Below are 26,392 nucleotides of genomic sequence, written 5' to 3'. Positions count from 1 at the left end.
TTCCCTTTAAACGGGGAAGGTTGAGCTTTGTCCGTGATAAACTGAGCAAATCTCTCACTTCAAGATTTCTCAGGACGATGAAAAAGAAACGCCCCGTACTTCAGGATGTCGCCGATCGCGTCGGTGTGACCAAAATGACGGTCAGCCGTTTTTTACGTAACCCGGAGCAGGTTTCCGTGGCGTTGCGTGGCAAGATTGCCGCCGCCCTTGATGAACTGGGTTATATCCCCAACCGCGCGCCCGATATTCTCTCTAATGCGACCAGCCGTGCGGTGGGCGTCCTGCTTCCTTCCTTAACCAACCAGGTTTTCGCTGAAGTGCTGCGTGGCATCGAAAGCGTGACCGATGCCTTTGGTTATCAGACCATGCTCGCCCACTATGGGTACAAGCCGGAACTGGAAGAGGAACGTCTTGAATCGATGCTTTCCTGGAACATCGACGGCCTGATTTTAACGGAACGTACTCACACCCCGCGCACGCTGAAAATGATTGAAGTGGCAGGCATTCCGGTGGTGGAGCTGATGGACAGCCAGTCGCCGTGCCTCGACATCGCCGTGGGGTTCGATAACTTTGAAGCGGCGCGTCAGATGACGGCGGCGATCATCGCCCGCGGTCATCGCCATGTGGCCTATCTGGGTGCGCGTCTGGATGAACGTACTATCATCAAACAGAAGGGATACGAGCAGGCGATGCTCGACGCCGGTTTAACCCCGTACAGCGTGATGGTGGAGCAATCTTCCTCTTATACGTCGGGTATTGAGCTGATGCGTCAGGCGCGACGCGAGTATCCGCAACTGGACGGTATTTTCTGTACCAACGATGACCTTGCGGTCGGCGCCGCGTTTGAGTGTCAGCGTCTGGGTTTAAAAATCCCGGATGATATGGCGATTGCCGGCTTCCACGGCCACGACATTGGCCAGGTGATGGAGCCGCGTCTGGCAAGCGTCCTGACCCCGCGTGAACGCATGGGCCGCATTGGTGCAGAACGCCTGCTGGCGCGCATTCGTGGTGAGGCAGTTACCCCTAAAATGTTAGATTTAGGTTTCACCTTGTCACCGGGTGGATCTATTTAATCCGACAAATTTGAAGTAGCTCACACTTATTCACTTCACGCACGTTTGGATATTGCTTCTCTTATGCCCCGGCAGGACAATGTTACCGATAACTGTTACCCGTAACAATTGACTGAGGGACACCCTTTGAGCACGACTAATCACGATCACCACGTTTACGTCCTGATGGGCGTGTCCGGTAGCGGTAAATCTGCCGTGGCGAGCGAAGTGGCGCATCAACTCCAGGCTGCGTTTCTTGATGGTGACTTCCTCCATCCGCGCAGCAACATCATGAAAATGGCTTCCGGCGAGCCGCTGAATGACGACGACCGCAAACCCTGGTTGCAGGCGCTGAATGATGCCGCGTTCGCGATGCAGCGCACCAATAAAGTCTCCCTGATAGTCTGTTCCGCGCTGAAAAAAACCTATCGCGACCTGCTGCGCGATGGCAACCCGAACCTCTCTTTCATCTACCTGAAAGGCGATTTCGGGGTAATTGAAAGCCGCCTGAAGGCGCGTAAAGGCCACTTCTTCAAAACCCAGATGCTGGTAACGCAGTTCGAAGCGTTGCAGGAGCCGGGGGCTGACGAGCAGGATGTCTTAGTGGTTGATATCGATCAGCCGCTGGAAGGTGTTGTTGCCAGCACCATCGAGGTTATTAATAAAAGGCAGTAAGTTTTGAGTACATTAACGCTAGTTTTGACAGCAGTGGGTTCCGTATTGCTGCTGCTGTTTTTAGTGATGAAGGCACGTATGCACGCCTTCGTTGCTTTGATGGTGGTTTCTATTGGTGCCGGTCTCTTTTCCGGAATGCCGCTCGACAAAATTGCGGCGACGATGGAAAAAGGGATGGGCGGCACGCTCGGCTTCCTGGCCATCGTAGTCGCGCTCGGCGCGATGTTTGGCAAGATTTTGCACGAGACGGGCGCGGTCGATCAGATTGCCGTCAAGATGCTGAAATCCTTCGGACACAGCCGTGCGCACTACGCGATTGGTCTGGCTGGTCTGATTTGCGCGCTGCCGCTGTTCTTTGAAGTGGCGGTGGTGCTGCTGATTAGCGTGGCGTTCTCCATGGCACGCCATACCGGTACCAACCTCGTGAAGCTGGTCATTCCGCTGTTTGCGGGCGTGGCGGCGGCGGCGGCGTTTCTGCTGCCGGGGCCTGCGCCGATGCTGCTGGCTTCCCAGATGCATGCTGACTTTGGCTGGATGATCCTGATTGGCCTGTGTGCGGCGATCCCGGGGATGATTATCGCCGGTCCGCTGTGGGGCAACTTCATTAGCCGTTACGTTGAGCTGCACATTCCGGATGACATCTCCGAGCCGCACCTGGGCGAGGGCAAAATGCCGTCCTTCGGCTTCAGTCTGTCACTGATCCTGCTGCCGCTGGTGCTGGTGGGCCTGAAAACCATCGCTGCCCGCTTTGTGCCGGTGGGGTCAACCGCTTACGAATGGTTCGAATTTATTGGCCATCCGTTCACTGCGATCCTGGTGGCGTGTCTGGTCGCGATTTACGGCCTGGCGATGCGTCAGGGCATGCCAAAAGATCGCGTGATGGAGATATGCGGTGCCGCGCTACAACCGGCGGGGATTATTCTGCTAGTGATCGGGGCGGGCGGCGTGTTCAAGCAGGTGCTGGTGGATTCCGGCGTTGGCCCGGCGCTGGGCGAAGCGCTGACCGGAATGGGCCTGCCGATTGCGGTCACCTGCTTCGTGCTGGCCGCGGCGGTGCGTATCATTCAGGGCTCCGCGACCGTGGCGTGCTTAACCGCGGTGGGGCTGGTGATGCCGGTGATTGAACAGCTGAACTACTCCGGCGCGCAGATGGCGGCGCTCTCTATCTGTATCGCGGGTGGTTCAATTGTGGTATCTCACGTGAACGACGCAGGCTTCTGGCTGTTCGGTAAATTTACCGGCGCAACCGAAGCGCAAACCCTCAAAACCTGGACGCTGATGGAAACCATCCTCGGCACGACGGGTGCGGTTGTCGGGATGATTGCGTTTACGCTGCTGAGCTAACGAGACCGTATTTTATCGGGTGGCGGCTTCGCCTTACCCGACCTACAAAAAAATCAGGTCCCGTAGGCCGGGTAAGCGTAAGCGCCACCCGGCTTTTTTACATCTTCACCCTTTCATCCATGCCCGGATCCCATCCAGGAACATCTGCGTCGCCATCATCACCAGAATCAGCCCCATCAGGCGCTCGAGGGCGTTCACCCCTTTCTCGCCCAGCAGGCGCAGGAACAGCGATGACTGCAATAGGATAATAAATGTCCCGCCCCAGGCGATCAGCAGGGCAATGACCAGGTGGCTCATCTGATTCGGGTACTGATGCGACAGCAGCATCAGCGTCGCCAGAATCGTTGGCCCGGCGACCAGCGGAATCGCCAGCGGCACGATAAACGGTTCTTCACCCGCAGGCAGGCCGCTGCTGCTGCCTTCCGCGCTCGGGAAAATCATCTTTATGGCAATCAGGAACAAAATGATCCCGCCGGAAATGGAGACCGTTTCGGCACGTAAGTTCAGGAAAGCGAGGATTTTTTCACCGGCGAACAGGAAGATAAACATCACCAGCAGGGCGATGAGCAGCTCGCGGATCATGATCGCCCGACGGCGCTTCGGCTCGGTGTGCTTCAGCACCGACATGAAGATCGGCAGATTACCGAGCGGATCCATAATCAGGATCAATAAAACCGCTGCGGAAATGATTTCACTCATCTTAAATTATCCCTGATACTTATTGTGGTCATTGCGATGATTAGCACTTTTTCTGATTGCCGGGCAATCATCGATTAATTTCGCTTGCGACTTTGGCAGCATTTTGTAATGTGAAGCATATCCCAGTTCAATACTGGCTTGCACAATCAGCACACACCCCTTGCAGGAAAAAAATGCTATGAAAAACGTTGGTTTTATCGGCTGGCGCGGTATGGTCGGCTCTGTACTCATGCAACGCATGGTTGAAGAGCGCGATTTCGACGCCATCCGCCCGGTCTTCTTCTCCACTTCCCAGCTCGGCCAGGCTGCACCGTCCTTTGGTGGTACCACAGGCACGTTGCAGGATGCTTACGATCTGGAAGCGCTGAAGGCACTCGACATTATTGTGACCTGCCAGGGCGGCGATTATACCAACGAAATTTATCCGAAGCTGCGTGAAAGCGGCTGGCAGGGCTACTGGATTGACGCGGCCTCTTCGCTGCGTATGAAAGACGATGCCATCATCATTCTCGACCCGGTTAACCAGGATGTCATTACCGACGGCCTGAACAACGGCGTGAAAACGTTTGTTGGCGGTAACTGCACCGTCAGCCTGATGCTGATGTCCCTCGGCGGCCTGTTCGCACAGGATCTGGTGGAGTGGGTCTCCGTAGCGACCTACCAGGCGGCGTCCGGCGGCGGCGCGCGTCATATGCGCGAGCTGCTGACCCAGATGGGCCAGCTGCACCAGAGCGTCGCGACTGAGCTGGCAAACCCGGCGTCCGCGATCCTCGATATCGAGCGTAAAGTCACTCAGCTCACCCGCAGTGGCGAATTGCCGGTGGATAACTTTGGCGTACCGCTGGCCGGCGGTCTGATCCCGTGGATCGACAAACAGCTGGATAACGGCCAGACCCGCGAAGAGTGGAAGGGCCAGGCTGAGACCAACAAAATCCTCGCCACCGCGAACACCATTCCGGTTGACGGTCTGTGCGTGCGTATCGGCGCGCTGCGCTGCCACAGCCAGGCTTTCACCATTAAACTGAAAAAAGATGTGTCTATTCCGACCGTGGAAGAGCTGCTGGCCGCGCACAACCCGTGGGCGAAAGTGGTGCCAAACGATCGCGATATCACCATGCGCGAACTGACCCCGGCAGCCGTTACCGGCACGCTGACCACTCCGGTTGGCCGCCTGCGCAAGCTGAACATGGGACCGGAGTACCTCTCCGCGTTCACCGTTGGCGACCAGCTTCTTTGGGGTGCCGCCGAGCCGCTGCGCCGCATGCTGCGCCAGCTGGCGTAATAATTTGTTAAACACCGGGGGTGAATGTCACCCCCTTTTTTTGCGTACTACATGGAGTAAAACGCAGATGTCTTATTTTTTATCAGGAGGGCCCACGACGTTGGCTATGCTTTAAGGAAGATTTATTTCTCACCTGAGGGTAGGGCGGAGCAGAGAGGATTAACTGCACCGTTTAGGTCACATTAAAAGTCGTCCCGGAGCGCGTAAAAAGGGCGACATAAAAAAACAGGATGAATACCATGTCCGATCGTATTTCGAGAGACGTGATTAATGCGCTTATTGCGGGTCACTTTGCCGACCCCTTTTCTGTGCTAGGGATGCACCGTACAGAGGCCGGACTGGAAGTTCGGGCGCTGTTACCGGATGCAACAGAAGTGTGGGTTATCGAACCCAAAACCGGCCGCAAGGTGGGTAATCTGGAATGCCTCGACTCGCGTGGCTTCTTCTCGGGCGTCATGCCCCGCCGTAAAAATCCTTTTCGTTATCAGCTTGCCGTTATCTGGCACGGTCAGCAAAACCTGATTGATGATCCCTATAGCTTCGGCCCGCTCTTAAAAGAGATGGACGCCTGGCTGCTGTCCGAAGGGACCCATTTACGCCCCTACGAAACGCTGGGTGCCCATGCGGATACCATGGACGGTATCACCGGCACTCGCTTTGCCGTATGGGCGCCAAACGCCCAGCGCGTCTCCGTCGTCGGGCAGTTCAACTACTGGGACGGTCGTCGTCACCCCATGCGCCTGCGCCGGGAAACCGGTATCTGGGAGCTGTTTATCCCCGGCGCGCACAACGGTCAGCTCTACAAATTCGAGATGATCGATGCCAACGGCAAGCTGCGTATTAAATCCGACCCGTACGCCTTTGAGGCCGAACTGCGCCCGAATACCGCCTCGCTGATTTGCGGCCTGCCGGAGAAGGTTGTCCAGAGCGAGGAGCGCAAGCAGGCCAACCGCTTTGATGCGCCGATCTCCGTCTATGAAGTGCATCTCGGCTCCTGGCGTCGCCACACCGATAACAACTTCTGGCTGAGCTATCGCGAGCTGGCGGACCAGCTGGTGCCGTACGCCAAATGGATGGGCTTTACCCATCTGGAGCTGCTGCCAATCAACGAACACCCGTTCGACGGTAGCTGGGGCTATCAGCCGACCGGGCTATATGCGCCTACGCGCCGCTTCGGCACGCGCGATGACTTCCGCTATTTCATTGATGCCGCGCACGCCGCCGGACTGAACGTGATCCTCGACTGGGTGCCGGGCCACTTCCCGTCGGATGATTTTGCGCTGGCAGAGTTTGACGGTACGAAGCTGTACGAGCACAGCGATCCGCGCGAAGGCTATCACCAGGACTGGAACACGCTGATCTACAACTACGGTCGCCGTGAAGTGTCAAACTACCTGGTCGGGAACGCGCTGTACTGGATCGAACGTTTCGGCATTGATGCCCTGCGCGTCGATGCGGTGGCGTCGATGATCTACCGCGACTACAGCCGCAAAGAGGGTGAGTGGATCCCAAACGAGTATGGCGGGCGTGAAAACCTCGAAGCGATTGAGTTTCTGCGCAACACCAACCGCATTATCGGCGAGCAGGTGGAAGGCGCCGTGACCATGGCGGAAGAGTCAACCGACTTCCCGGGCGTTTCCCGTCCACCGGCAATGGGCGGCCTGGGCTTCTGGTACAAGTGGAACCTCGGCTGGATGCACGACACGCTCGACTACATGAAGCTTGACCCGGTTTATCGTCAGTATCACCACGATAAGCTCACCTTCGGGCTGCTCTACAACTACACCGAAAACTTCATGCTGCCGCTGTCGCACGATGAAGTGGTACACGGCAAGAAATCCGTTCTCGACCGCATGCCGGGGGACGCGTGGCAGAAGTTTGCCAACCTGCGCGCCTATTACGGCTGGATGTTCGCCTTCCCGGGCAAAAAGCTGCTGTTTATGGGCAACGAATTTGCGCAAGGGCGCGAATGGAACCACGACACCAGCCTTGACTGGCATCTGCTGGAAGGCGCGGACAACTGGCACCACGGCGTGCAGCGTCTGGTTCGCGACCTGAACCTGACCTATCGCCACCATAAAGCGCTGCACGAGCTGGACTTCGATCCGTACGGCTTTGAGTGGCTTGTGGTGGACGACCACGAGCGCTCGGTGTTTGTCTTTGTACGACGTGATAAAGCCGGTAACGAGATCATCGTCGCCAGCAACTTCACGCCGATACCGCGCGAACACTACCGCTTCGGCATAAACCAGCCGGGCAAATGGCGCGAAATCCTTAACACCGACTCCATGCACTACCACGGCAGCAACGCCGGTAACGGCGGGCTGGTACAGAGCGACGCCATCGAAAGCCACGGTCGTCCGAACTCCCTTGGCCTGACGCTGCCGCCGCTGAGCACAATCTGGCTGGTGCGGGAGGGAGAATGACGCAGCTCTCGGCAGGTAAACCCGAACCGCTCGGGGCGAGTTTTGACGGAAAGGGGGTGAACTTCACGCTCTTTTCTGCCCATGCTGAGCGGGTGGAACTCTGTGTGTTTGACGGGGAAGGTAACGAACACCGTTACGATTTACCGGCGCGCACGGGGGATACCTGGCATGGCTACCTGCCCGGAGGACGGCCGGGGATGCACTACGGTTTTCGCGTACACGGCCCCTGGGAGCCCTCTCAGGGGCACTGGTTTAACCCGGCGAAGCTGCTGATTGACCCATGTGCGCACCGCGTGGACGGCGAGTTTAAAGACGACCCGCTGTTCCACGTTGGCTACGGCGAACCAGACCACCGCGACAGCGCACCCGTCGCGCCCAAAAGCGTAGTGGTACACGATCTCTACGATTGGGAAGACGATGCCCCGCCGCGCACGCCGTGGGGCAACACCGTTATTTATGAAGCCCACGTCAAAGGGCTGACGTATCTGCATCCGTCAATCCCCAAAGAGATGCGCGGTACCTACAAAGCGCTTGGGCATCCGACGATGGTCGCGTACCTGAAGCACTTAGGGATCACCGCCCTGGAGCTGTTGCCCGTGGCGCATTTTGCCAGCGAGCCGCGGCTGCAGCGTCTTGGGTTAAGCAACTACTGGGGCTACAACCCGCTGGCGATGTTCGCCCTCGACCCGCGCTACGCGGTGCATCCGGAGAAGGCGCGGGATGAGTTTCGCGATGCGGTGAAGGCGCTTCACGCGGCGGGTATCGAGGTCATTCTGGACGTGGTGTTGAACCACAGTGCAGAAAGCGATCTTGATGGCCCGACGCTCTCACAGCGCGGAATCGATAACCGTAGCTATTATTGGATCAGGGACGACGGCGATTACGAGAACTGGACCGGGTGCGGTAACACCCTCAACCTCAGTCATCCGGCCGTTACGCATTACGCGTACGCGTGCCTGAAATACTGGGTTGAGACGTTCCACGTGGACGGTTTTCGTTTCGACCTGGCGCCGGTAATGGGGCGCACCCCGGCGTTCAGCCAGCAGGCGCCGCTGTTTGAGGCCATCAAAAACTGTCCGGTGCTTTCAAAGGTGAAGCTGATTGCGGAGCCCTGGGACATCGGCGAGGGCGGCTATCAGGTGGGGAACTTCCCGCCGCTGTTTGCCGAGTGGAACGACCACTTCCGCGATGCCGTCCGCCGCTTCTGGCTGACGCGCGATCTGTCGCTGGGGGAGTTTGCCGGTCGCTTTGCCGGCTCCAGCGATCTCTTTAAGCGTGACGGCAAACGTCCGTCGGCCACCATTAATCTGGTGACGGCGCACGACGGTTTTACGCTGCGCGACTGCGTTTGTTTCAATCAGAAACACAATGAGGCAAACGGCGAAGAGAATCGCGATGGGACTAACAACAACCATAGCTTTAACCATGGTATAGAAGGGTTAGGCGGAAGTCTGGATGTGATCGAGCGGCGACGCGCCAGCGTTCATGCGCTGCTGACGACGCTTTTGTTGTCGCAGGGCACGCCGATGCTGCTGGCGGGCGATGAGCACGGTCACAGCCAGCACGGCAACAACAACGCCTATTGCCAGGACAACACCCTGACCTGGCTCAACTGGGAAGAAGCGAACAGCGGGTTGACCCATTTCACCGCGGCGCTGATCCATCTTCGCCAGCACATCCCCGCGCTCACCGCCGACTGCTGGTGGGAAGAGGGCGACGGCAACGTTCGCTGGCTGAATAAAGACGCGCAACCGTTAAGCGCGCAAGAGTGGCAACACGGCATACCCTGTCTGCAAATCCTGCTTTCGGATGCGTGGCTGGTGACGCTGAACGCGACGGATGACGTCGCAGAGATTGTTTTACCTGACGGGGAATGGCGAGCCATTCCTCCCTTTGCCGGAGCGGATAATCCGGTTGTTATGGCTGTCTGGCACGGGCCTGCGCACGGAGTGTGCGTATTCCAAAGATGATAAAAAAGGAGTTAGTCATGGTTAGATTAGAGAAGAACGATCCGTTAATGTTGGCGCGCCAGCTACCATTAAAAACAGTTGCCCTGATCCTCGCGGGCGGGCGTGGTACCCGTCTGAAAGATTTGACCATCAAGCGCGCCAAACCGGCCGTTCACTTTGGTGGTAAGTTCCGTATTATCGATTTTGCACTGTCCAACTGCCTGAACTCAGGCATTCGCCGTATTGGCGTCATTACCCAGTATCAGTCGCACACGCTGGTGCAGCACATTCAGCGCGGCTGGTCATTCTTCAGCGAAGAGATGAACGAGTTTGTCGATCTGCTCCCGGCGCAGCAGCGCGTTCACGGGGAGAACTGGTACCGCGGCACGGCGGATGCCGTGACCCAGAACCTCGACATCATTCGCCGCTACAACGCGGAATACATCGTTATCCTCGCCGGGGACCACATCTACAAGCAAGATTACTCCCACATGCTGATCGACCACGTCGAAAAAGGTGCGCGCTGCACCGTGGCGTGTCTGCCGGTGCCTGTTGCAGAAGCAACCGCGTTTGGCGTGATGCATGTAGATGGCGACGACAAGATTATCGACTTTGTCGAAAAACCGGCGAATCCGCCAACCATGCCGGGAGACGACACCAAATCGCTCGCCAGCATGGGGATCTATGTCTTTGATGCCGATTATCTTTATGAGCTGCTGGAAGAAGACGACAAAGACGAAAACTCCAGCCACGACTTCGGTAAAGACATCATCCCGAAAATTACCAAAGCTGGCATGGCGTATGCACATCCTTTCCCATTGTCCTGCGTGCAGTCCGATCCAAATGCGGAACCTTACTGGCGCGACGTCGGCACGCTGGAAGCCTACTGGAAAGCCAACCTCGATTTGGCATCTGTGACGCCTGAACTGGATATGTACGACCAGAACTGGCCGATTCGCACCCATATGGAATCGCTGCCGCCGGCGAAGTTCGTCCAGGATCGCTCCGGCAGCCACGGTATGACGCTGAACTCGCTGGTCTCTGGCGGGTGCATTATCTCCGGTTCGGTGGTGGTGCAGTCCGTGCTGTTCCCGCGCGTGCGTATAAACTCATTCTGTAATATCGATTCGGCAGTCCTGCTGCCGGATGTCTGGGTAGGGCGCTCATGTCGTCTGCGTCGCTGCGTTATCGACCGTGCCTGCGTCATTCCCGAAGGGATGGTGATTGGGGAAAACGCGGAAGAAGATGCACGTCGTTTCTACCGATCGGAAGAGGGGATCGTGTTAGTAACACGGGAAATGTTGCGGAAGCTGCAAATCAAACAGGAGCGATGATGCAGGTTTTACACGTATGTTCTGAGATGTTCCCGTTGTTAAAAACGGGCGGACTGGCGGATGTTCTTGGTGCATTACCGGCGGCGCAAATTGCCGGAGGGGTGGATACCCGCGTGTTGTTACCCGCTTTTCCGGATATCCGGCGGGGTATTCCCGATGCGAAGGTTGTTACCCGCCGCGAGACCTTCGCGGGACGTATCACCCTGCTGTTTGGACATTACAATGGCGTAGGGATTTACCTGATTGATGCGCCGCATTTATACGACCGACCCGGCAGCCCGTATCACGATACCAACCTGTACGCCTATACCGATAACGTGCTGCGCTTTGCCCTGCTCGGCTGGGTGGGGGCGGAGATGGCCGTCGGGCTGGATCCGTTCTGGCGTCCGAACGTGGTGCACGCGCACGACTGGCATGCGGGGCTGGCTCCTGCGTATCTGGCGGCGAAAGGACACCCGGCGAAATCGGTGTTTACGGTGCACAACCTGGCGTATCAGGGCATGTATTACGCGCATCATATGAATGACATCGATCTGCCATGGTCGTTCTTTAACATGCACGGACTGGAGTTTAACGGACAGATTTCGTTCCTGAAGGCCGGTCTGTACTACGCCGACCACATCACGGCGGTCAGCCCAACCTACGCGCGGGAAATTACCCAGCCGGAGTTCGGTTACGGTATGGAAGGGCTACTGCAACAGCGCCACCGTGAAGGTCGTCTGTCGGGCATTCTGAACGGCGTGGATGAACAGATCTGGAATCCGGAAACGGACCTCCTGCTGGCAGCGCGCTATGGTCGCGACTCCGTGGAGGACAAAGCGGAGAACAAGCGTCAGCTACAGATTGCGATGGGGCTGAAGGTCAACGACAAGGTACCGCTGTTTGCGGTGGTCAGCCGCCTGACCAGCCAGAAAGGGCTGGATCTGGTGCTGGAAGCGCTGCCGGGATTACTGGAGCAGGGTGGGCAGCTGGCGCTGCTCGGCGCGGGCGACCCGGTATTGCAGGAAGGTTTCCTCGCGGCCGCGGCGGAACATCCGGGGCAGGTGGGCGTGCAGATTGGCTATCACGAAGCGTTCTCGCACCGCATCATGGGCGGCGCAGACGTGATTCTGGTGCCGAGCCGTTTCGAGCCCTGCGGCCTGACGCAGCTCTATGGTCTGAAATACGGCACGCTGCCGCTGGTACGCCGCACGGGCGGGCTGGCGGATACGGTGTCTGACAGCTCCCTGGAAAACCTGGCGGATGGTATCGCCAGCGGGTTTGTTTTCGAGGACAGTAATGCCTGGTCGCTACTTCGGGCGATCCGGCGTGCTTTCGTCTTGTGGTCCCGTCCATCCCTGTGGCGTTACGTACAACGTCAGGCGATGTCCATGGACTTTGGCTGGCACGTTGCGGCGCAGTCCTACCGCGACCTTTATCAACGCTTGATGTAACGAGGCGAAGTTACTGATATGAATGCTCCATTTAGCTACTCTTCCCCCACGCTCAGCGTTGAGGCGTTGAAACACTCCATCGCCTATAAGCTGATGTTTACCATTGGGAAAGATCCCGTTATTGCCAACAAACATGAGTGGCTGAACGCCACGCTGTTTGCGGTGCGTGACCGTATGGTCGAACGCTGGCTGCGCTCCAACCGCGCCCAGCTCTCGCAGGAGACGCGACAGGTGTATTACCTGTCGATGGAGTTTTTGATTGGTCGCACCCTCTCCAATGCGCTGTTATCGCTCGGGATTTATGACGACGTCAAAAACGCACTGGAAGAGATGGGGCTGGACTTAGAAGAGCTGATTGACGAAGAGAACGACCCGGGGCTGGGTAACGGTGGTCTCGGGCGTCTTGCCGCCTGCTTCCTCGATTCACTGGCGACGCTGGCGCTGCCGGGACGCGGGTACGGTATTCGCTACGACTACGGCATGTTCAAGCAGAACATCGTTGATGGGCGTCAGAAAGAGTCGCCGGACTACTGGCTGGAGTACGGTAACCCGTGGGAGTTCAAGCGCCACAACACGCGCTACAAGGTGCGTTTTGGCGGGCGTATTCAGCAGGAAGGGAAAAAATCCCGCTGGGTGGAAACCGAAGAGATCCTCGCCGTGGCCTATGACCAGATTATCCCCGGCTACGACACCGATGCGACCAACACGCTGCGCCTGTGGAACGCGCAGGCCAGTAGCGAGATCAACCTCGGTAAATTCAATCAGGGTGACTACTTCGCGGCGGTGGAAGATAAAAACCACTCTGAGAACGTGTCCCGCGTCCTGTATCCGGATGACTCGACCTACTCGGGCCGCGAGCTGCGCCTGCGTCAGGAGTATTTCCTCGTCTCGGCAACGATTCAGGATATCCTTAGCCGTCACTATCAGCTGCACAAAACCTATGCGAATCTGGCGGAAAAAACCGCGATTCACCTCAACGATACCCATCCGGTGCTGTCGATCCCTGAGCTGATGCGCCTGCTGATTGACGAGCATAAGTTCAGCTGGGATGACGCGTTTGAAGTGACCTGCCAGGTGTTCTCGTACACCAACCATACGCTGATGAGTGAAGCGCTGGAGACGTGGCCGGTGGATATGCTCGGCAAAATTCTGCCGCGCCACCTGCAAATCATCTTCGAGATCAACGACTACTTCCTCAAGACCTTGCAGGAGCAGTACCCGAACGATACCGGCCTGCTGAGCCGCGCCTCGATCATTGATGAATCCAATGGTCGCCGCGTACGCATGGCCTGGCTGGCGGTGGTGATCAGCCATAAGGTTAACGGGGTTTCAGAGCTGCATTCGAACCTGATGGTGCAATCCCTGTTTGCGGACTTTGCGAAGATCTTCCCGACGCGTTTCTGCAACGTGACCAACGGCGTCACCCCGCGCCGCTGGCTGGCGCTGGCGAACCAGCCGCTGTCTGACGTGCTGGACGAAAATATCGGCCGCACCTGGCGCACCGATTTGAGCCAGCTGAGCGAGCTTGAGCAGCACATTGATTTTCCGACGGTGAACAAAGCCGTACGGGAAGCCAAGCTGCTGAACAAGAAACGGCTGTCAGTCTGGCTGGCGATGCATCTCAACGTGGTGGCGAACCCGAAAGCGCTGTTCGACGTGCAGATCAAACGTATCCACGAGTACAAGCGTCAGCTGATGAACGTCCTGCACGTCATCACTCACTACAACCGCATTAAGGCTGACCCGACGGCGGAGTGGGTGCCGCGCGTGAAAATCTTTGCCGGTAAGGCGGCCTCCGCGTACTACATGGCGAAGCACATCATTCATCTTATCAACGATGTGGCGAAGGTAGTGAACCAGGATCCGGACATTGGTGACAAGCTGAAAGTGGTGTTTATCCCGAACTACAGCGTAAGCCTGGCGCAGCTGATTATTCCGGCGGCGGATCTCTCAGAGCAGATTTCCACGGCGGGGACGGAAGCATCCGGCACCAGCAACATGAAGTTTGCCCTGAACGGCGCGCTGACCATCGGCACGCTGGACGGCGCAAATGTCGAAATGCTGGAGCATGTGGGCGCGGAGAATATCTTTATCTTCGGGAATACGGCGGAAGAGGTAGAGGCGCTTCGCAAGCAGGGCTACTCGCCGCGTGAGTATTATGAAGAGGATGAAGAGTTACGCCAGGTGCTGACGCAAATCGCCACCGGGGTGTTTAACCCTGAGGAGCCTGGGCGCTATCGTGACCTGGTGGACTCGCTGATTAACTTTGGCGATCACTATCAGGTGCTGGCGGATTACCGCAGCTACGTGGATTGTCAGGATAAGGTGGACGAACTGTACCGTCAGCAGGAGAAGTGGACCAGCGCCGCGATGCATAACATCGCCAACATGGGATACTTCTCGTCAGACAGGACCATCAAAGAGTATGCCGAGAATATCTGGCATATTGATCCGGTGAGGTTGTAAAACAAAGCCGGGTGGCGGCTCCGCCTTACCCGGCCTACTCGATCCTGTAGGCCCGGTAAGCGCAGCGCCACCGGGCATTTTTTGTCACCCTCAGGACGCCAGTGACAATTCACGCTTTCCCGCATGTTGTTGCAACCACTGCGCCACGCGAGACTGCTGCTCGGCATTCAGCCACATCCCTTCTTTAGTACGACGCCAGATGGCATCGTCCAGACGGCGCACCCACTCGTGTTCCACCAGGTAGCGCAGTTCCGCTTCGTACAGCTCATGGCCAAAATGCTCGCCCAGATCGGCAATCTCTTTTGCGTCACCGAGGAACAGTTCGGTATTGCTGCCGTAGGTGCGGGCGTAGTGGCGCGCCATTCCTTCGGTAATGAACGGGAAGCGGCGACGCAGCTTCGCGGCGTAATCGTCGCGGTTATTGCCGATATCGCCGCCAGGCAGCACGGCGCCTTTCGTCCACGCCGGGCCGATGCCTTTGTAATACGGCGCCAGTTTCTCCAGCGCATGCTCCGCCAGTTTACGGTAGGTGGTGAGCTTACCGCCAAACACCGACAGCAGCGGCGCCTGACCGTCCACGTCATGAATATCAAGCGTATAGTCACGAGTGATGGCCTGCGGTGAGTCAGACTCGTCATCACACAGCGGACGCACGCCGGAGTAGGTCCAGACCACGTCATCGCGCGCCAGCTGTTTCTTAAAGTGTGCGTTGTACACTTTCAGCAGGTAGTTGACTTCGCTCTCTTCAATCTCAACGTTTTTCGGATCGCCCTTGTACTCCACGTCAGTGGTGCCGATGATGGAGAACTCGTCCATCCACGGGATCACAAACACGATGCGCTTGTCTTCGTTTTGCAGGATATAAGCCTGCTTCTGGGTATGCACGCGCGGCACCACAATGTGGCTGCCCTTGATCAGGCGGATGCCGTACGGAGAAGGCAGGTGCATACCGTCATCGAAGAACTGTTTTACCCACGGGCCGGTGGCATTCACCAGGCCGCGCGCTTTCCAGCTAAACTTCTCACCGGTATCTACGTCTTCCGCTTCTACAATCCACAGGCCGTTTTCGCGGCGCGCGGCGGTCGCGCGGGTACGGGTTTTCACCTCGCCGCCTTTCTTCTCGACCATCTGCGCGTTAGCCAGCACCAGACGCGCATCGTCCACCCAGCAGTCGGAATATTCGAAACCGCGCACGATTTCAGGCTTAAGGACCGATTCTGAGCCAAAACGCAAACCGGTCGAACCCGGCAGGCTGGTGCGTTTACCCAGATGATCGTACATGAACAGGCCGATGCGGATCATCCACGCCGGACGCAGGTGCGGGCGGTGAGGCAGGCGGAAGCGCATCGGGATCGCCAGATGCGGAGCCATTTTCAGCAGCACTTCGCGTTCGGCCAGCGCTTCGCTGACCAGGCGGAATTCGTAGTGTTCCAGGTAGCGCAGGCCTCCGTGGATCAGCTTGGAGCTGGCGGACGACGTCGCGCAGGCGAGATCGTTAGCTTCCAGCATCAGCACGGATAAACCGCGTCCTGCGGCATCAACCGCAATACCGGCACCGTTGATGCCCCCGCCTATCACAATCAGATCTTTGGTTTCCATAACACCCTCATGCACTTTCGTTAAAGCTCAAAAATGTTCGATATCGCTCATAATAGCAAAGGAACGCGCTTTTGGTAACATCAAAAAAACAATTTAGAGTGATATGGATAACATAATGGCGTTTACCCGCCGCCAGGACGTACACTACGGGGTAAAATCGTGCGACTAACTTTTCTCCCTCTCCCTGTGGGAGAGGGCTGGGGTGAGGGCACCAGAGCGCACCCAACCAGAACAACAGAAAGAGAACACCATGGATCAGTTTGAATGTATTAACGTAGAAGAAGCCCATCAGAAGATGCACCAGAAAACCGCGGTGCTGGTGGATATCCGCGATCCGCAGAGCTTTGCGATGGGCCACACGCCGGGCGCGTTCCATCTCACCAACGACACGCTGGGCGCGTTTATGCGCGATAACGACTTCGACACGCCGGTGATGGTGATGTGCTATCACGGCAACAGCAGTAAAGGCGCGGCGCAGTATCTGCTCCAGCAGGGTTACGACGCGGTATACAGCGTCGATGGCGGCTTCGATGCATGGCATCGTCATTTCCCGGCAGAAGTTGAATACGCGTTTGAGCGCTGATCCCGCTATACTGTCCCCTTTTGTGTGGAAATAAGCGACCGCTGCCCATGTTGATGATCACCTCTTTTAGCAACCCGCGCGTCGCCCAGGCGTTTGTCGACTATATGGCGACGCAGGGCATTATCCTGACTATTCAGCAGCATACACAGACGGATGTCTGGCTGGCAGACGAAAGCCAGGCTGGGCGCGTGAACGCCGAGCTGGCGCGTTTCCTGGAAAACCCGGGCGACCCGCGTTATCTGGCAGCAAGCTGGCAATCCGGCCAGACCGACAGTGGCCTGCACTATCAACGTTTTCCGTTTCTCGCCACCCTCCGCGAGCGCGCAGGACCGTTTACGCTGCTTTTGATGGCAGCCTGCATCATCGTCTTCATTATTATGAGCGTGGTGGGCGACCAGAGCGTGATGATTGCCCTCGCATGGCCGTACGATCCCTCTCTGCAATTTGACGTCTGGCGCTACTTCACGCATGCGCTGATGCACTTCTCGGTGATGCATATCCTCTTTAACCTGCTGTGGTGGTGGTATCTCGGCGGGGCGGTGGAGAAGCGGCTCGGCAGCGGCAAGCTGATTGTGATCACCCTTATCAGCGCCCTGTTAAGCGGCTATGTGCAGCATAAATTCAGCGGTCCGTGGTTTGGCGGGTTATCCGGCGTGGTGTACGCCCTAATGGGTTACGCCTGGCTCAGAGGCGAGCGCGACCCGGAAAGCGGCATCTATTTACAACGTGGATTAATAACCTTTGCGTTAATATGGCTTATTGCCGGATGGTTTGATCTGTTTGGTATGTCTATCGCCAATGGTGCGCACGTTACCGGCCTGGCGGTCGGGCTGGCGATGGCGCTGGCCGATACGCTCCATGCGCGAAAACGAACATAATTCCCAGGGATATTTCATGAAACAAACACAACGTCATGACGCCATTATCGAACTGGTAAAAAAACAGGGATACGTCAGTACTGAAGAGCTGGTGGAGCAGTTTGCCGTCAGCCCGCAAACCATCCGTCGTGACCTCAACGACCTGGCCGATCAGAACCGTATTCTGCGCCATCACGGCGGCGCGGCGCTGCCGTCCAGCTCGGTGAACACCTCATGGCATGACCGTAAGGCGACGCAAACGGCAGAGAAAGAGCGTATCGCCCGTAAAGTGGCGAGCCAGATCCCGAACGGCGCGACGCTGTTTATTGATATCGGCACCACGCCGGAAGCGGTCGCCCATGCGCTGCTGAACCATGAGAACCTCCGCGTGGTGACCAACAACCTGAACGTGGCCAACACGTTGATGCAGAAAGACGATTTTCGCATCATCCTCGCGGGCGGCGAACTGCGCAGCCGCGACGGGGGCATTATCGGCGAAGCGACGCTCGATTTTATCTCTCAGTTCCGCCTCGACTTCGGCATTCTGGGGATCAGCGGCATCGACACCGACGGCTCGCTGCTGGAGTTTGATTACCACGAGGTGCGCACCAAGCGCGCGATTATTGAGAACTCGCGCCACGTGATGCTGGTGGTGGATCACTCGAAATTTGGCCGCAATGCGATGGTCAACATGGGCAGCATTAGCATGGTTAATGCGGTCTACACCGACGAGATGCCGCCGGCGGGCGTGTTGCAGGTGATTAAGGATAACAATTTGCAGCTGGAGTTGTGCTAGCGGTTGTGTCGGGTGGCGCTGCGCTTACCCGACCTACAAATTGTTCTCCCTCTCCCTGTGGGAGAGGGCCGGGGTGAGGGCATCAGGCCGCACAAAACTAAACTCCGTACCCCATCATCTTCAACAACTGCTGCGCATGCTGCACCGCGTCCTGACGGTGCGCCACGCCCAGCTTCTGATACAGATTGCGAATGTGCGTTTTGATGGTGGTTGCCGCCACCGCCAGCTCACCGGCTATCTGCTCGTTGCTGTAGCCTGAATAGATCAGCCCCAGCACCTGCCATTCACGCTGTGTGAGCGGGCTGGTGCGGATAAGCTCCGGTACTTCCGGATGGTTCAGCAGACGTTCAACAAAGTTCTCATCGAAGTGCGCAAACTTGTGGCGATGGTGCTGGTTGATCTCGCGCAGAATGCGCTGGGCGCGATGCTGATCGAGTTCCGGCAGCGTGTTGAGCTGAATCAGCTGGCGCAACTGCTGGGCCATCACTTCACCCTCAATCACAAAGTGGCTGATAAACCCGGTGCGGTTCGCCAGCTGCAACGCTTCCAGCAGCACGCGCTGGGCATCGTTTTTACGTCCCGCCTGCCAGTAAAGCTGGTTTAACAGCAGCAGGTTGCGGTTTAAATCGCTCATCAGGCGCAGGCTACGGGCGTTTTCGTTTAACTCTTCCAGCACGATTTCGGCAGGCTCGAAGTCACCCAGCAGGATCTGCACGCGGGCAATATTGCGCCACTGGCTTTGCAGGAAGTGGTTATTGGCAAATTCTGGTTTAGGCGTGTGACGCAGCCAGTTGGCGGCGGACTTTTTATCGCCGGTCATCTGCCAGTAAATCACCCGGACCTTATCGGCGTTGGAGACCCAGTCGCTATGGTACTGTCCGTTGCCAAGCAGGTTTTCCAGGCGGTTAAGGTGGTTGCGGGCATTATCCAGGTCGCCTCGCGCCAGCGAGCACTGCACCAGCAGGGCCAGGCACTGGAGTTGCTGCTGCGGCTGGAAGCTCGAAAGCACATTCAGGCCCTGGCGGGCGCAGCTTTCTGCTTCATCCAGACGCGACCATGCCCAGAGCAGCTGAGCGCGAATACGCAACAGGAACTCGTGCATCGGCAGCTGTTCCAGATGCTGTTCACGGATCAGCTGGAACGCTTTCTCCTGGTTTTCCCAGGCGGCCTGCAGGAACCCCTGAGCAAATAAAATCTCGCTTTGCTGGATCAGGCTCCAGAGGGCGTAATGCCAGACATCGTGGCGGCGGGCCATCTGTTCGGTTTGCTGCATGAGCGAAAGCGAACGCGTGAGGTCGCCCTTACAGTGCAGCACTTCGCCGTGTACCGAGGTGGCCACAATACGGCTGTAGAAATTCGCCAGCGGCAGCTCATCCAGCGCGACCATCGCCAGCCGTTCGGCTTCTTCCGGGTCGCCGTCGTTAATCGCCACCTGCGCACGCAGGGCGTTAAATTCGCCGTGCAGGGTGGCATCCATCTCGCTTTCCATCTCCTGCTCGGCGCGCGCCAGCAGGGTGTTCACTTCGCTGTAGCGATGCTGGCTCTGCATCAGCCAGGCCTGGAGCAGCACCAGACGCGGATTCTCCAGCAGGCTCTCCCACGGCAGCGCTTTTAACGACTCTTCCAGCAGCGTCAGTTCGCTGTGGTTGAACAGTCCCCACGCGTGGTTGAGCAGAATATCGCGCAGCATACCGGCATCTCCGGCGGCCAGCGCATGGTGGATAGCCTCGCTCGGGAAACCTTGCGCCATCCAGCTTTCGGCGGCGGCGCGGTGAATTTCTGGCAGCTCTGCGGCCATCTCCCACTGGCAACGCTGGCGCAGGAAGCTGCCAAACAGCGGATGGTAGCTAAACCATTCGCCGGGATCGTCCATTCGCGTCAGGAACAAACCCTGACGTTCAATCTCTTCGAGCTGAAGCTGCCCGTTTTCAATACCGGTGACGCGCACAATCAGCGCATCGTTCATCGAACGTAGCAGGGAGCTTTTCAGCAGGAAATGGCGGGTAGTGAGGTCTACGCTGTTGAGTACCTCATCCACCAGATAATCCGACAGGTGGCTGGCGTTGATGCCCGCCAGGCGGCGCGCGGACTGGTGCGTCGGGCTGTTGTTTTGCCGCGCGGAAAGGGCAATCAGCTGAAGCGCCGTGGCCCAGCCTGCAACGTCATCACACAGGCGGCTGCTTTCCGACGCCTCAATCGGAGAAGTCAGACGGCAGTCAAAGAACTGTTTCGCTTCCTGATGGGTAAAGGCCAGCTGCTGACTGCCAATTTCCAGTAGCTGATCGCGCACCCGCAGGTTGGCAATGCCCAGCTGCGGAAGGTTGCGCGACAGGACGACCAGCGTCAGGTTTTCCGGCTGATGGCGCAGGAAGAACCGCATGGACTCGTGAATAACCGGGTTGGTGATCAGATGATAATCATCAATCACCACATACAGCGGGCGATGCCATTCGGCCAGTTCGATAAACAGCTGGGAGAACAGAGAGGACAGGCTGGCGTACTGGCGCTTTTGCACCATCACCTCGCTGGTGACGCAATGTCCGTTGGTTGCCTGCTGAATCGCGGCAATTAAATAGCTGGCAAAACGCTCCTGCTGGTTATCACCTTCATCCAGGGAGTACCAGCCAAGATCGCTTTTACCTGCCGCCCATTGCGAAATGAGCGTTGTTTTTCCATAACCCGCAGGACTCGTAACCAGCGCCAGTCGGAAATTATGCGCACCGGAAAGTTTAGCCAGCAGGCGCTCGCGGACCACAGTATGGTCAAGACGAACCGGGCGACTTAATTTGGACGGAATCAACATAGTTTTCACTTCACTGTGGGGAACGAGAGAATTTATTTTTTTTGCGCTTCGTAATTAATATCTATAAGTTCGGCCAATAGAGGAACTATTGCAAGTTATGTCTGGGTTTGGAGGCTCTGAATTTGCACTCTGTCACAAAACATTCTCATCATTGGTGGAACTTTTCATAAATGGCTGGATGCCGCGCTGTTACTGGCTTGTCTGCATGGCGCGCGGTTGCGCTGAAACTGGTTTCAGAAAGAGATAATGACGGTGAAGTTAATTAACTTTGGGGAAAGTTGCTCTGGCTTAATAGTGTTGCTGGAAAGCCGCTGTACGTTAGAAATATTATTCTACGTAAGTAATCATTTCAGCGATGATTAATTTCCTCCGAAACTGCATTTCATTTCTTTGACGCTCTTCCGGGATCGCTTTTTCAGCGAAGTGCACACTTACACAGTGGCCTCGATCACACTTTTATGCTCATCCCCGCTACTCCTCCCTGCCTAATCCCCGACAGGAGGAGGAAGAGGCGCAATGAGCCAGGCACACTAGCGCCAAATGTGTTTTCTCTCTACAGGATGCCGATTCCCTATGCCACAGCCTACTTTCAACAAAGCTCAATTCCAGGCTGCCCTGACGCGTCAGTGGCAGCGTTTTGGCCTTCATGCTGCAAACGAGATGACGCCTCACCAGTGGTGGCAGGCGGTGAGCGGGGCGCTCGCAGAGCAGCTGGACGCTCAGCCCGCGACGAAGCCTGTGAAAGGCCAGCGTCACGTCAACTACATTTCGATGGAGTTCCTGATTGGCCGTCTGACGGGTAACAATCTGCTGAACCTTGGCTGGTATCAGGACGTCGGCGACGTGCTGAAAGAACACGACATCAACCTGACCGATCTGCTGGAAGAAGAGATTGATCCGGCGCTGGGTAACGGCGGTCTGGGACGTCTGGCAGCCTGCTTCCTGGATTCCATGGCAACCGTGGGCCAGTCGGCCATTGGCTATGGTCTGAACTACCAGTACGGTCTGTTCCGCCAGTCGTTCGCTGACGGCCACCAGATGGAAGCGCCGGACGACTGGCATCGTAATACTTACCCGTGGTTCCGCCACAACGCACAGCTGGATGTGCAGGTCGGGATTGGCGGGAAAGTCACGAAGCAGGGGCTCTGGGAACCAGCGTTCACCATTACCGGTGAAGCCTGGGATCTGCCGGTGCTCGGCTACCGTAACGGCGTGGCGCAGCCGCTGCGTCTGTGGCAGGCGAAGCACGCGCATCCATTCAACCTGACTAAATTCAATGACGGTGATTTCCTGCGCGCCGAGCAGCAGGGTATCGACGCCGAGAAGCTGACCAAAGTGCTCTACCCGAACGACAACCATCTGGCGGGTAAAAAGCTGCGCCTGATGCAGCAATACTTCCAGTGCGCCTGCTCCGTGGCGGACATTCTGCGCCGCCACCACCTGGCGGGCCGCAAGCTGGCGCAGCTGCCGGACTTCGAAGTTATTCAGCTCAACGACACGCACCCAACCATTGCCATCCCGGAACTTCTGCGCGTGCTGATCGACGAGCATCAGCTGAGCTGGGACGACGCCTGGGCCATCACCAGCCGCACCTTCGCCTACACCAACCACACCCTGATGCCGGAAGCGCTGGAATGCTGGGATGAGAAGCTGGTGAAAACGCTGCTGCCGCGCCATATGCAGATCATCAATAAGATTAACGACCAGTTCAAAACGCTGGTGGAGAAAACCTGGCCGGGCGATAAGGCCGTTTGGGCGAAGCTGGCCGTGGTACACAACAAACAGGTGCGCATGGCGAACATGTGCGTGGTAAGCGGCTTTGCGGTGAACGGCGTGGCCGCGCTGCACTCGGATCTGGTGGTGAAAGATCTCTTCCCGGAATACCACCAGCTGTGGCCGACCAAATTCCACAACGTGACCAACGGCATTACGCCGCGTCGCTGGATCAAACAGTGCAACCCGCTGCTGGCCGGCCTGCTGGACAAGACCCTGAAGAAAGAGTGGGCCAACGATCTGGACCAGCTCATCAACCTGGAAAAATACGCTGACGACGCGAAGTTCCGCGAGCAGTACCGCGCCATTAAGCTGGAGAACAAGGTACGTCTGGCCGAGTTCGTGAAAATGCGTACCGGAATTGAAATTAACCCAAATGCGATTTTCGATATCCAGATCAAACGCCTGCACGAGTACAAACGTCAGCACCTGAACCTGCTGCACATTCTGGCGCTGTACAAAGAGATCCGCGAGAACCCTCAGGCCGACCGCGTCCCGCGCGTGTTCCTGTTCGGTGCGAAAGCGGCGCCGGGCTACTACCTGGCGAAAAACATTATCCTTGCCATTAATAAAGTGGCGGCGGCGATCAACAACGATCCGAAAGTGGGCGACAAGCTGAAGGTGGTGTTCCTGCCGGACTACTGCGTCTCTGCGGCTGAAATGCTGATCCCGGCGGCGGATATTTCCGAGCAGATCTCTACCGCCGGTAAAGAAGCGTCCGGCACCGGCAACATGAAGCTGGCCCTGAACGGCGCGCTGACCGTCGGCACGCTGGACGGTGCGAACGTTGAAATCGCCGAGAAGGTCGGTGAAGAGAACATCTTTATCTTCGGCCATACTGTTGAAGAAGTGAAAGCCATCAAAGCCAAAGGGTACGACCCGGTGAAATGGCGTAAAAAAGACAAAGTGCTGGATGCGGTGTTGAAAGAGCTGGAAAGCGGGAAGTACAGCGACGGCGACAAGCACGCGTTTGACCAGATGCTGCACAGCATGGACAAACAGGGCGGCGACCCGTACCTGGTGATGGCGGACTTCACCGCTTACGTTGAAGCGCAGAAGCAGGTCGACGTGCTGTATCGCGACCAGGATGCCTGGACCCGCTCGTGTATCCTGAACACCGCGCGCTGCGGTATGTTCAGCTCTGACCGCTCAATCCGTGATTATCAGGCTCGTATCTGGCAGGCAAAACGCTAAGGAAGCGCGATGGAGAGTAAACGTCTGGACAGTGCCGCGCAGGCGGCGGGAATTAGCCTCAGTTACATCAATGCGCACGGCAAACCGCAGTCTATTGGTGCGGACACCAAAAGACGTTTGCTGGATGCCATGCACAAAACCGACGCGAAAGCGTCGGGAGCGCCGGTGCCGAACGTGAAGGTCTTTACCGCGGGCAAAAAGATGCCGCTGGCGGTGGAAGGACGCGGCGAGTTCAGCTGGCTGCTCACCACCGAAGAGGGGCATCAGCATAAAGGCCATGCCACCGGCGGTAAAACCCTCACCCTTCCGGCGAAGCTGCCGGAGGGCTATCACAGCCTGACGCTCACCCAGAATGACAGCCGCTTCCACTGTCGGGTGATCGTCGCGCCGAAGCGCTGCTATGAGCCGCAGGCGCTACTCGAAGGCAAAAAGCTGTGGGGCGCCTGTGTGCAGCTTTACACATTGCGTTCAGACAGCAACTGGGGCATTGGCGATTTTGGCGACCTGAAAAAGATGCTGGCATCTGTTGGTGAGCGCGGCGGGGCATTTATCGGTCTCAACCCGATCCACGCCCTCTATCCGGCGAATCCGGAAAGCGCCAGCCCGTACAGCCCGTCTTCCCGCCGCTGGCTGAACGTGATCTACATCGACGTTAACGCGTTAGACGATTTCAAAAACAGCAAAGAGGCGCAGGCGTGGTGGAAGCTGGACACCACCCAACAGATGCTGAAACAGGCCCGCGATGCGGACTGGGTCGATTATGCCTCCGTGACCGCGCTGAAAATGGCGGCGCTGCGTCTGGCCTGGAAGGGCTTTGCGAAGCGTGACGACGAGCAGATGGCAGCCTTCCGCCAGTTTGTGATGCAGGAAGGCGAGAGCCTTTACTGGCAGGCGGCGTTTGATGCGCTGCATGCGTATCAGGTCCAGGAGGATGAGATGCGCTGGGGCTGGCCGGTGTGGCCGGAAGCGTATCAGTCCGTGGATACCCCGGAAGTGAAGGCGTTCTGTGAGACGCATGCCGACGAGGTGGATTTCTATCTCTGGTTGCAGTGGCTGGCGTACAGCCAGTTTGCTGCCTGCTGGCAGGTGAGCCAGGGCTATAACATGCCGATCGGTCTGTATCGCGATCTGGCCGTCGGCGTGGCGGAAGGTGGGGCGGAGACCTGGTGTGACCGTGAACTTTACTGTCTGAAAGCCTCCGTCGGTGCGCCGCCGGATATTCTGGGCCCGCTTGGTCAGAACTGGGGCTTGCCGCCGATGGATCCACACGTGATGGCGGCGCGTGCCTACGAGCCGTTTATCGATCTGCTGCGCGCTAACATGCAGAACTGCGGCGCGTTGCGTATCGACCATGTCATGTCTGTGCTGCGTCTGTGGTGGATCCCGTACGGTGAAACGGCCGATCACGGGGCGTACGTGCAGTATCCGGTGGACGATCTGCTCTCAATCCTCGCGCTGGAGAGTAAACGTCATCAGTGCATGGTGATTGGCGAAGATCTCGGTACCGTGCCGGTTGAGATTGTCAGCAAGCTCCGCGACAGCGGGGTTTACTCCTACAAAGTGCTCTATTTTGAAAACGACCATGAGAAAACCTTCCGCGCGCCGAAAGCGTACCCTGAACAGTCAATGGCAGTCGCGACGACGCATGATCTTCCTACGCTCAGAGGCTACTGGGAAAGCGGCGACCTGACGCTCGGCAAAACGCTGGGTCTCTACCCGGATGAAGAGGTTCTGCGTGGGTTGTATCAGGATCGCGAGCTGGCGAAACAGGGGCTGCTGGATGCGCTGCATAAGCATGGCTGTCTGCCGAAGCGCGCCGGGCATAAGGCGTCGCTGATGTCGATGACGCCAACGCTTAACCGTGGCTTACAGCGCTATATTGCCGACAGCAACAGCGCGTTGCTCGGTCTGCAACCGGAAGACTGGATTGATATGGCGGAGCCGGTAAACATTCCCGGCACCAGCTATCAGTACAAAAACTGGCGGCGCAAGCTGTCCACTACGCTTGAAGCGATGTTCGCCGATGACGGGGTGAACAGGCTGATTAAGGATTTGGATAAACGGCGAAAAGCAGCCGCGAAGAAATAATAAAAAACCCGCCAGTGGCGGGTTTTTTATTATCAGGTC

Annotated in this window: 17 protein-coding genes; 14 read left to right on the top strand and 3 right to left on the bottom strand. The window is 57.4% G+C overall.

Annotation, left to right across the window (positions count from 1 at the left end; translation table 11 throughout):
• Positions 1 to 77 precede the first annotated feature (77 nt).
• The 3 genes from gntR to gntU all read left to right on the top strand — a co-directional run bounded on the left by gntR (position 78) and on the right by gntU (position 3,071).
• Complete coding sequence (gene gntR, locus ACQG0S_RS20905) at positions 78 to 1,073, top strand: gluconate operon transcriptional repressor GntR (RefSeq protein ID WP_003861567.1); 996 nt, start codon at positions 78 to 80, stop codon at positions 1,071 to 1,073.
• 126 nt (positions 1,074 to 1,199) lie between these two features.
• Positions 1,200 to 1,727 carry a gluconokinase gene (gntK, locus tag ACQG0S_RS20900; protein WP_003861569.1) on the top strand — a complete coding sequence of 176 codons (528 nt, stop codon included), beginning with the start codon at positions 1,200 to 1,202 and terminating at the stop codon, positions 1,725 to 1,727.
• A 3-nt stretch (positions 1,728 to 1,730) separates the two neighbouring features.
• Positions 1,731 to 3,071, top strand: coding sequence for a gluconate transporter (gene gntU / locus ACQG0S_RS20895; RefSeq protein WP_017693851.1), 1,341 nt, complete (start codon positions 1,731 to 1,733; stop codon positions 3,069 to 3,071).
• Positions 3,072 to 3,176: 105 nt separating this feature from the next.
• On the opposite strand, the gene yhgN is transcribed toward gntU, so the two are convergent.
• Positions 3,177 to 3,770: an NAAT family transporter YhgN gene (gene yhgN, locus ACQG0S_RS20890; RefSeq protein WP_003861574.1), complete on the bottom strand. Its 594-nt coding sequence runs from the start codon at positions 3,768 to 3,770 to the stop codon at positions 3,177 to 3,179.
• Between the two features lie 178 nt (positions 3,771 to 3,948).
• Between yhgN and asd the strand changes: the two genes are divergently transcribed.
• From asd to glgP, 6 genes are all read left to right on the top strand, one after another.
• The gene (gene asd / locus ACQG0S_RS20885) at positions 3,949 to 5,052 is read left to right on the top strand and encodes an aspartate-semialdehyde dehydrogenase (protein ID WP_022649649.1); all 1,104 of its coding nucleotides are present in this window, start codon (positions 3,949 to 3,951) and stop codon (positions 5,050 to 5,052) included.
• A 239-nt stretch (positions 5,053 to 5,291) separates the two neighbouring features.
• Complete coding sequence (gene glgB / locus ACQG0S_RS20880) at positions 5,292 to 7,478, top strand: 1,4-alpha-glucan branching enzyme (protein WP_023298793.1); 2,187 nt, start codon at positions 5,292 to 5,294, stop codon at positions 7,476 to 7,478.
• Complete coding sequence (glgX, locus tag ACQG0S_RS20875; protein ID WP_023307124.1) at positions 7,475 to 9,448, top strand: glycogen debranching protein GlgX; 1,974 nt, start codon at positions 7,475 to 7,477, stop codon at positions 9,446 to 9,448. The genes glgB and glgX overlap by 4 nt, the downstream gene beginning before the upstream one ends.
• Positions 9,449 to 9,465: 17 nt before the next feature.
• Positions 9,466 to 10,761, top strand: coding sequence for a glucose-1-phosphate adenylyltransferase (gene glgC, locus ACQG0S_RS20870; RefSeq protein WP_003861582.1), 1,296 nt, complete (start codon positions 9,466 to 9,468; stop codon positions 10,759 to 10,761).
• The gene (gene glgA / locus ACQG0S_RS20865) at positions 10,761 to 12,194 is read left to right on the top strand and encodes a glycogen synthase GlgA (RefSeq protein WP_022649646.1); all 1,434 of its coding nucleotides are present in this window, start codon (positions 10,761 to 10,763) and stop codon (positions 12,192 to 12,194) included. Before glgC ends, glgA begins: the two co-directional genes overlap by 1 nt.
• 18 nt (positions 12,195 to 12,212) lie before the next feature.
• On the top strand, positions 12,213 to 14,660 hold the full coding sequence (glgP, locus tag ACQG0S_RS20860; RefSeq protein ID WP_023307123.1) for a glycogen phosphorylase: 2,448 nt from the start codon (positions 12,213 to 12,215) through the stop codon (positions 14,658 to 14,660).
• A gap of 90 nt (positions 14,661 to 14,750) precedes the next feature.
• On the opposite strand, the gene glpD is transcribed toward glgP, so the two are convergent.
• The gene (glpD, locus tag ACQG0S_RS20855; RefSeq protein ID WP_045308768.1) at positions 14,751 to 16,259 is read right to left on the bottom strand and encodes a glycerol-3-phosphate dehydrogenase; all 1,509 of its coding nucleotides are present in this window, start codon (positions 16,257 to 16,259) and stop codon (positions 14,751 to 14,753) included.
• 250 nt (positions 16,260 to 16,509) lie between these two features.
• Between glpD and glpE the strand changes: the two genes are divergently transcribed.
• Genes glpE through ACQG0S_RS20840 form a run of 3 tightly spaced genes read left to right on the top strand, consistent with a single transcriptional unit; the run spans position 16,510 to position 18,495 of the window.
• Positions 16,510 to 16,842 (top strand): thiosulfate sulfurtransferase GlpE, encoded by a 333-nt coding sequence (gene glpE, locus ACQG0S_RS20850; protein WP_022649643.1) that lies wholly within the window; start codon positions 16,510 to 16,512, stop codon positions 16,840 to 16,842.
• A gap of 47 nt (positions 16,843 to 16,889) precedes the next feature.
• The gene (gene glpG / locus ACQG0S_RS20845) at positions 16,890 to 17,720 is read left to right on the top strand and encodes a rhomboid family intramembrane serine protease GlpG (RefSeq protein WP_022649642.1); all 831 of its coding nucleotides are present in this window, start codon (positions 16,890 to 16,892) and stop codon (positions 17,718 to 17,720) included.
• 16 nt (positions 17,721 to 17,736) lie between these two features.
• Positions 17,737 to 18,495 carry a DeoR/GlpR family transcriptional regulator gene (locus tag ACQG0S_RS20840; RefSeq protein WP_022649641.1) on the top strand — a complete coding sequence of 253 codons (759 nt, stop codon included), beginning with the start codon at positions 17,737 to 17,739 and terminating at the stop codon, positions 18,493 to 18,495.
• Positions 18,496 to 18,592: 97 nt separating this feature from the next.
• Here the strand turns inward: ACQG0S_RS20840 and malT are convergent, their stop codons facing one another.
• Complete coding sequence (gene malT, locus ACQG0S_RS20835) at positions 18,593 to 21,298, bottom strand: HTH-type transcriptional regulator MalT (protein ID WP_022649640.1); 2,706 nt, start codon at positions 21,296 to 21,298, stop codon at positions 18,593 to 18,595.
• Positions 21,299 to 21,871: 573 nt separating this feature from the next.
• Here malT and malP point away from each other — a divergent pair.
• A complete protein-coding gene (malP, locus tag ACQG0S_RS20830) occupies positions 21,872 to 24,265 on the top strand; it encodes a maltodextrin phosphorylase (RefSeq protein WP_169440811.1) in 2,394 nt (797 codons plus the stop codon).
• A 9-nt stretch (positions 24,266 to 24,274) separates the two neighbouring features.
• Entirely contained in the window at positions 24,275 to 26,353 is a 2,079-nt protein-coding gene (malQ, locus tag ACQG0S_RS20825) for a 4-alpha-glucanotransferase (RefSeq protein ID WP_023298789.1), read from the top strand.
• The last annotated feature ends 39 nt before the right edge of the window (positions 26,354 to 26,392 follow it).

It is taken from the genome of Enterobacter cloacae complex sp. 418I7, from assembly GCF_050030705.1.
Classification (GTDB): domain Bacteria; phylum Pseudomonadota; class Gammaproteobacteria; order Enterobacterales; family Enterobacteriaceae; genus Enterobacter; species Enterobacter intestinihominis.
This window is presented reverse-complemented; position numbering and strand designations above follow the sequence as displayed.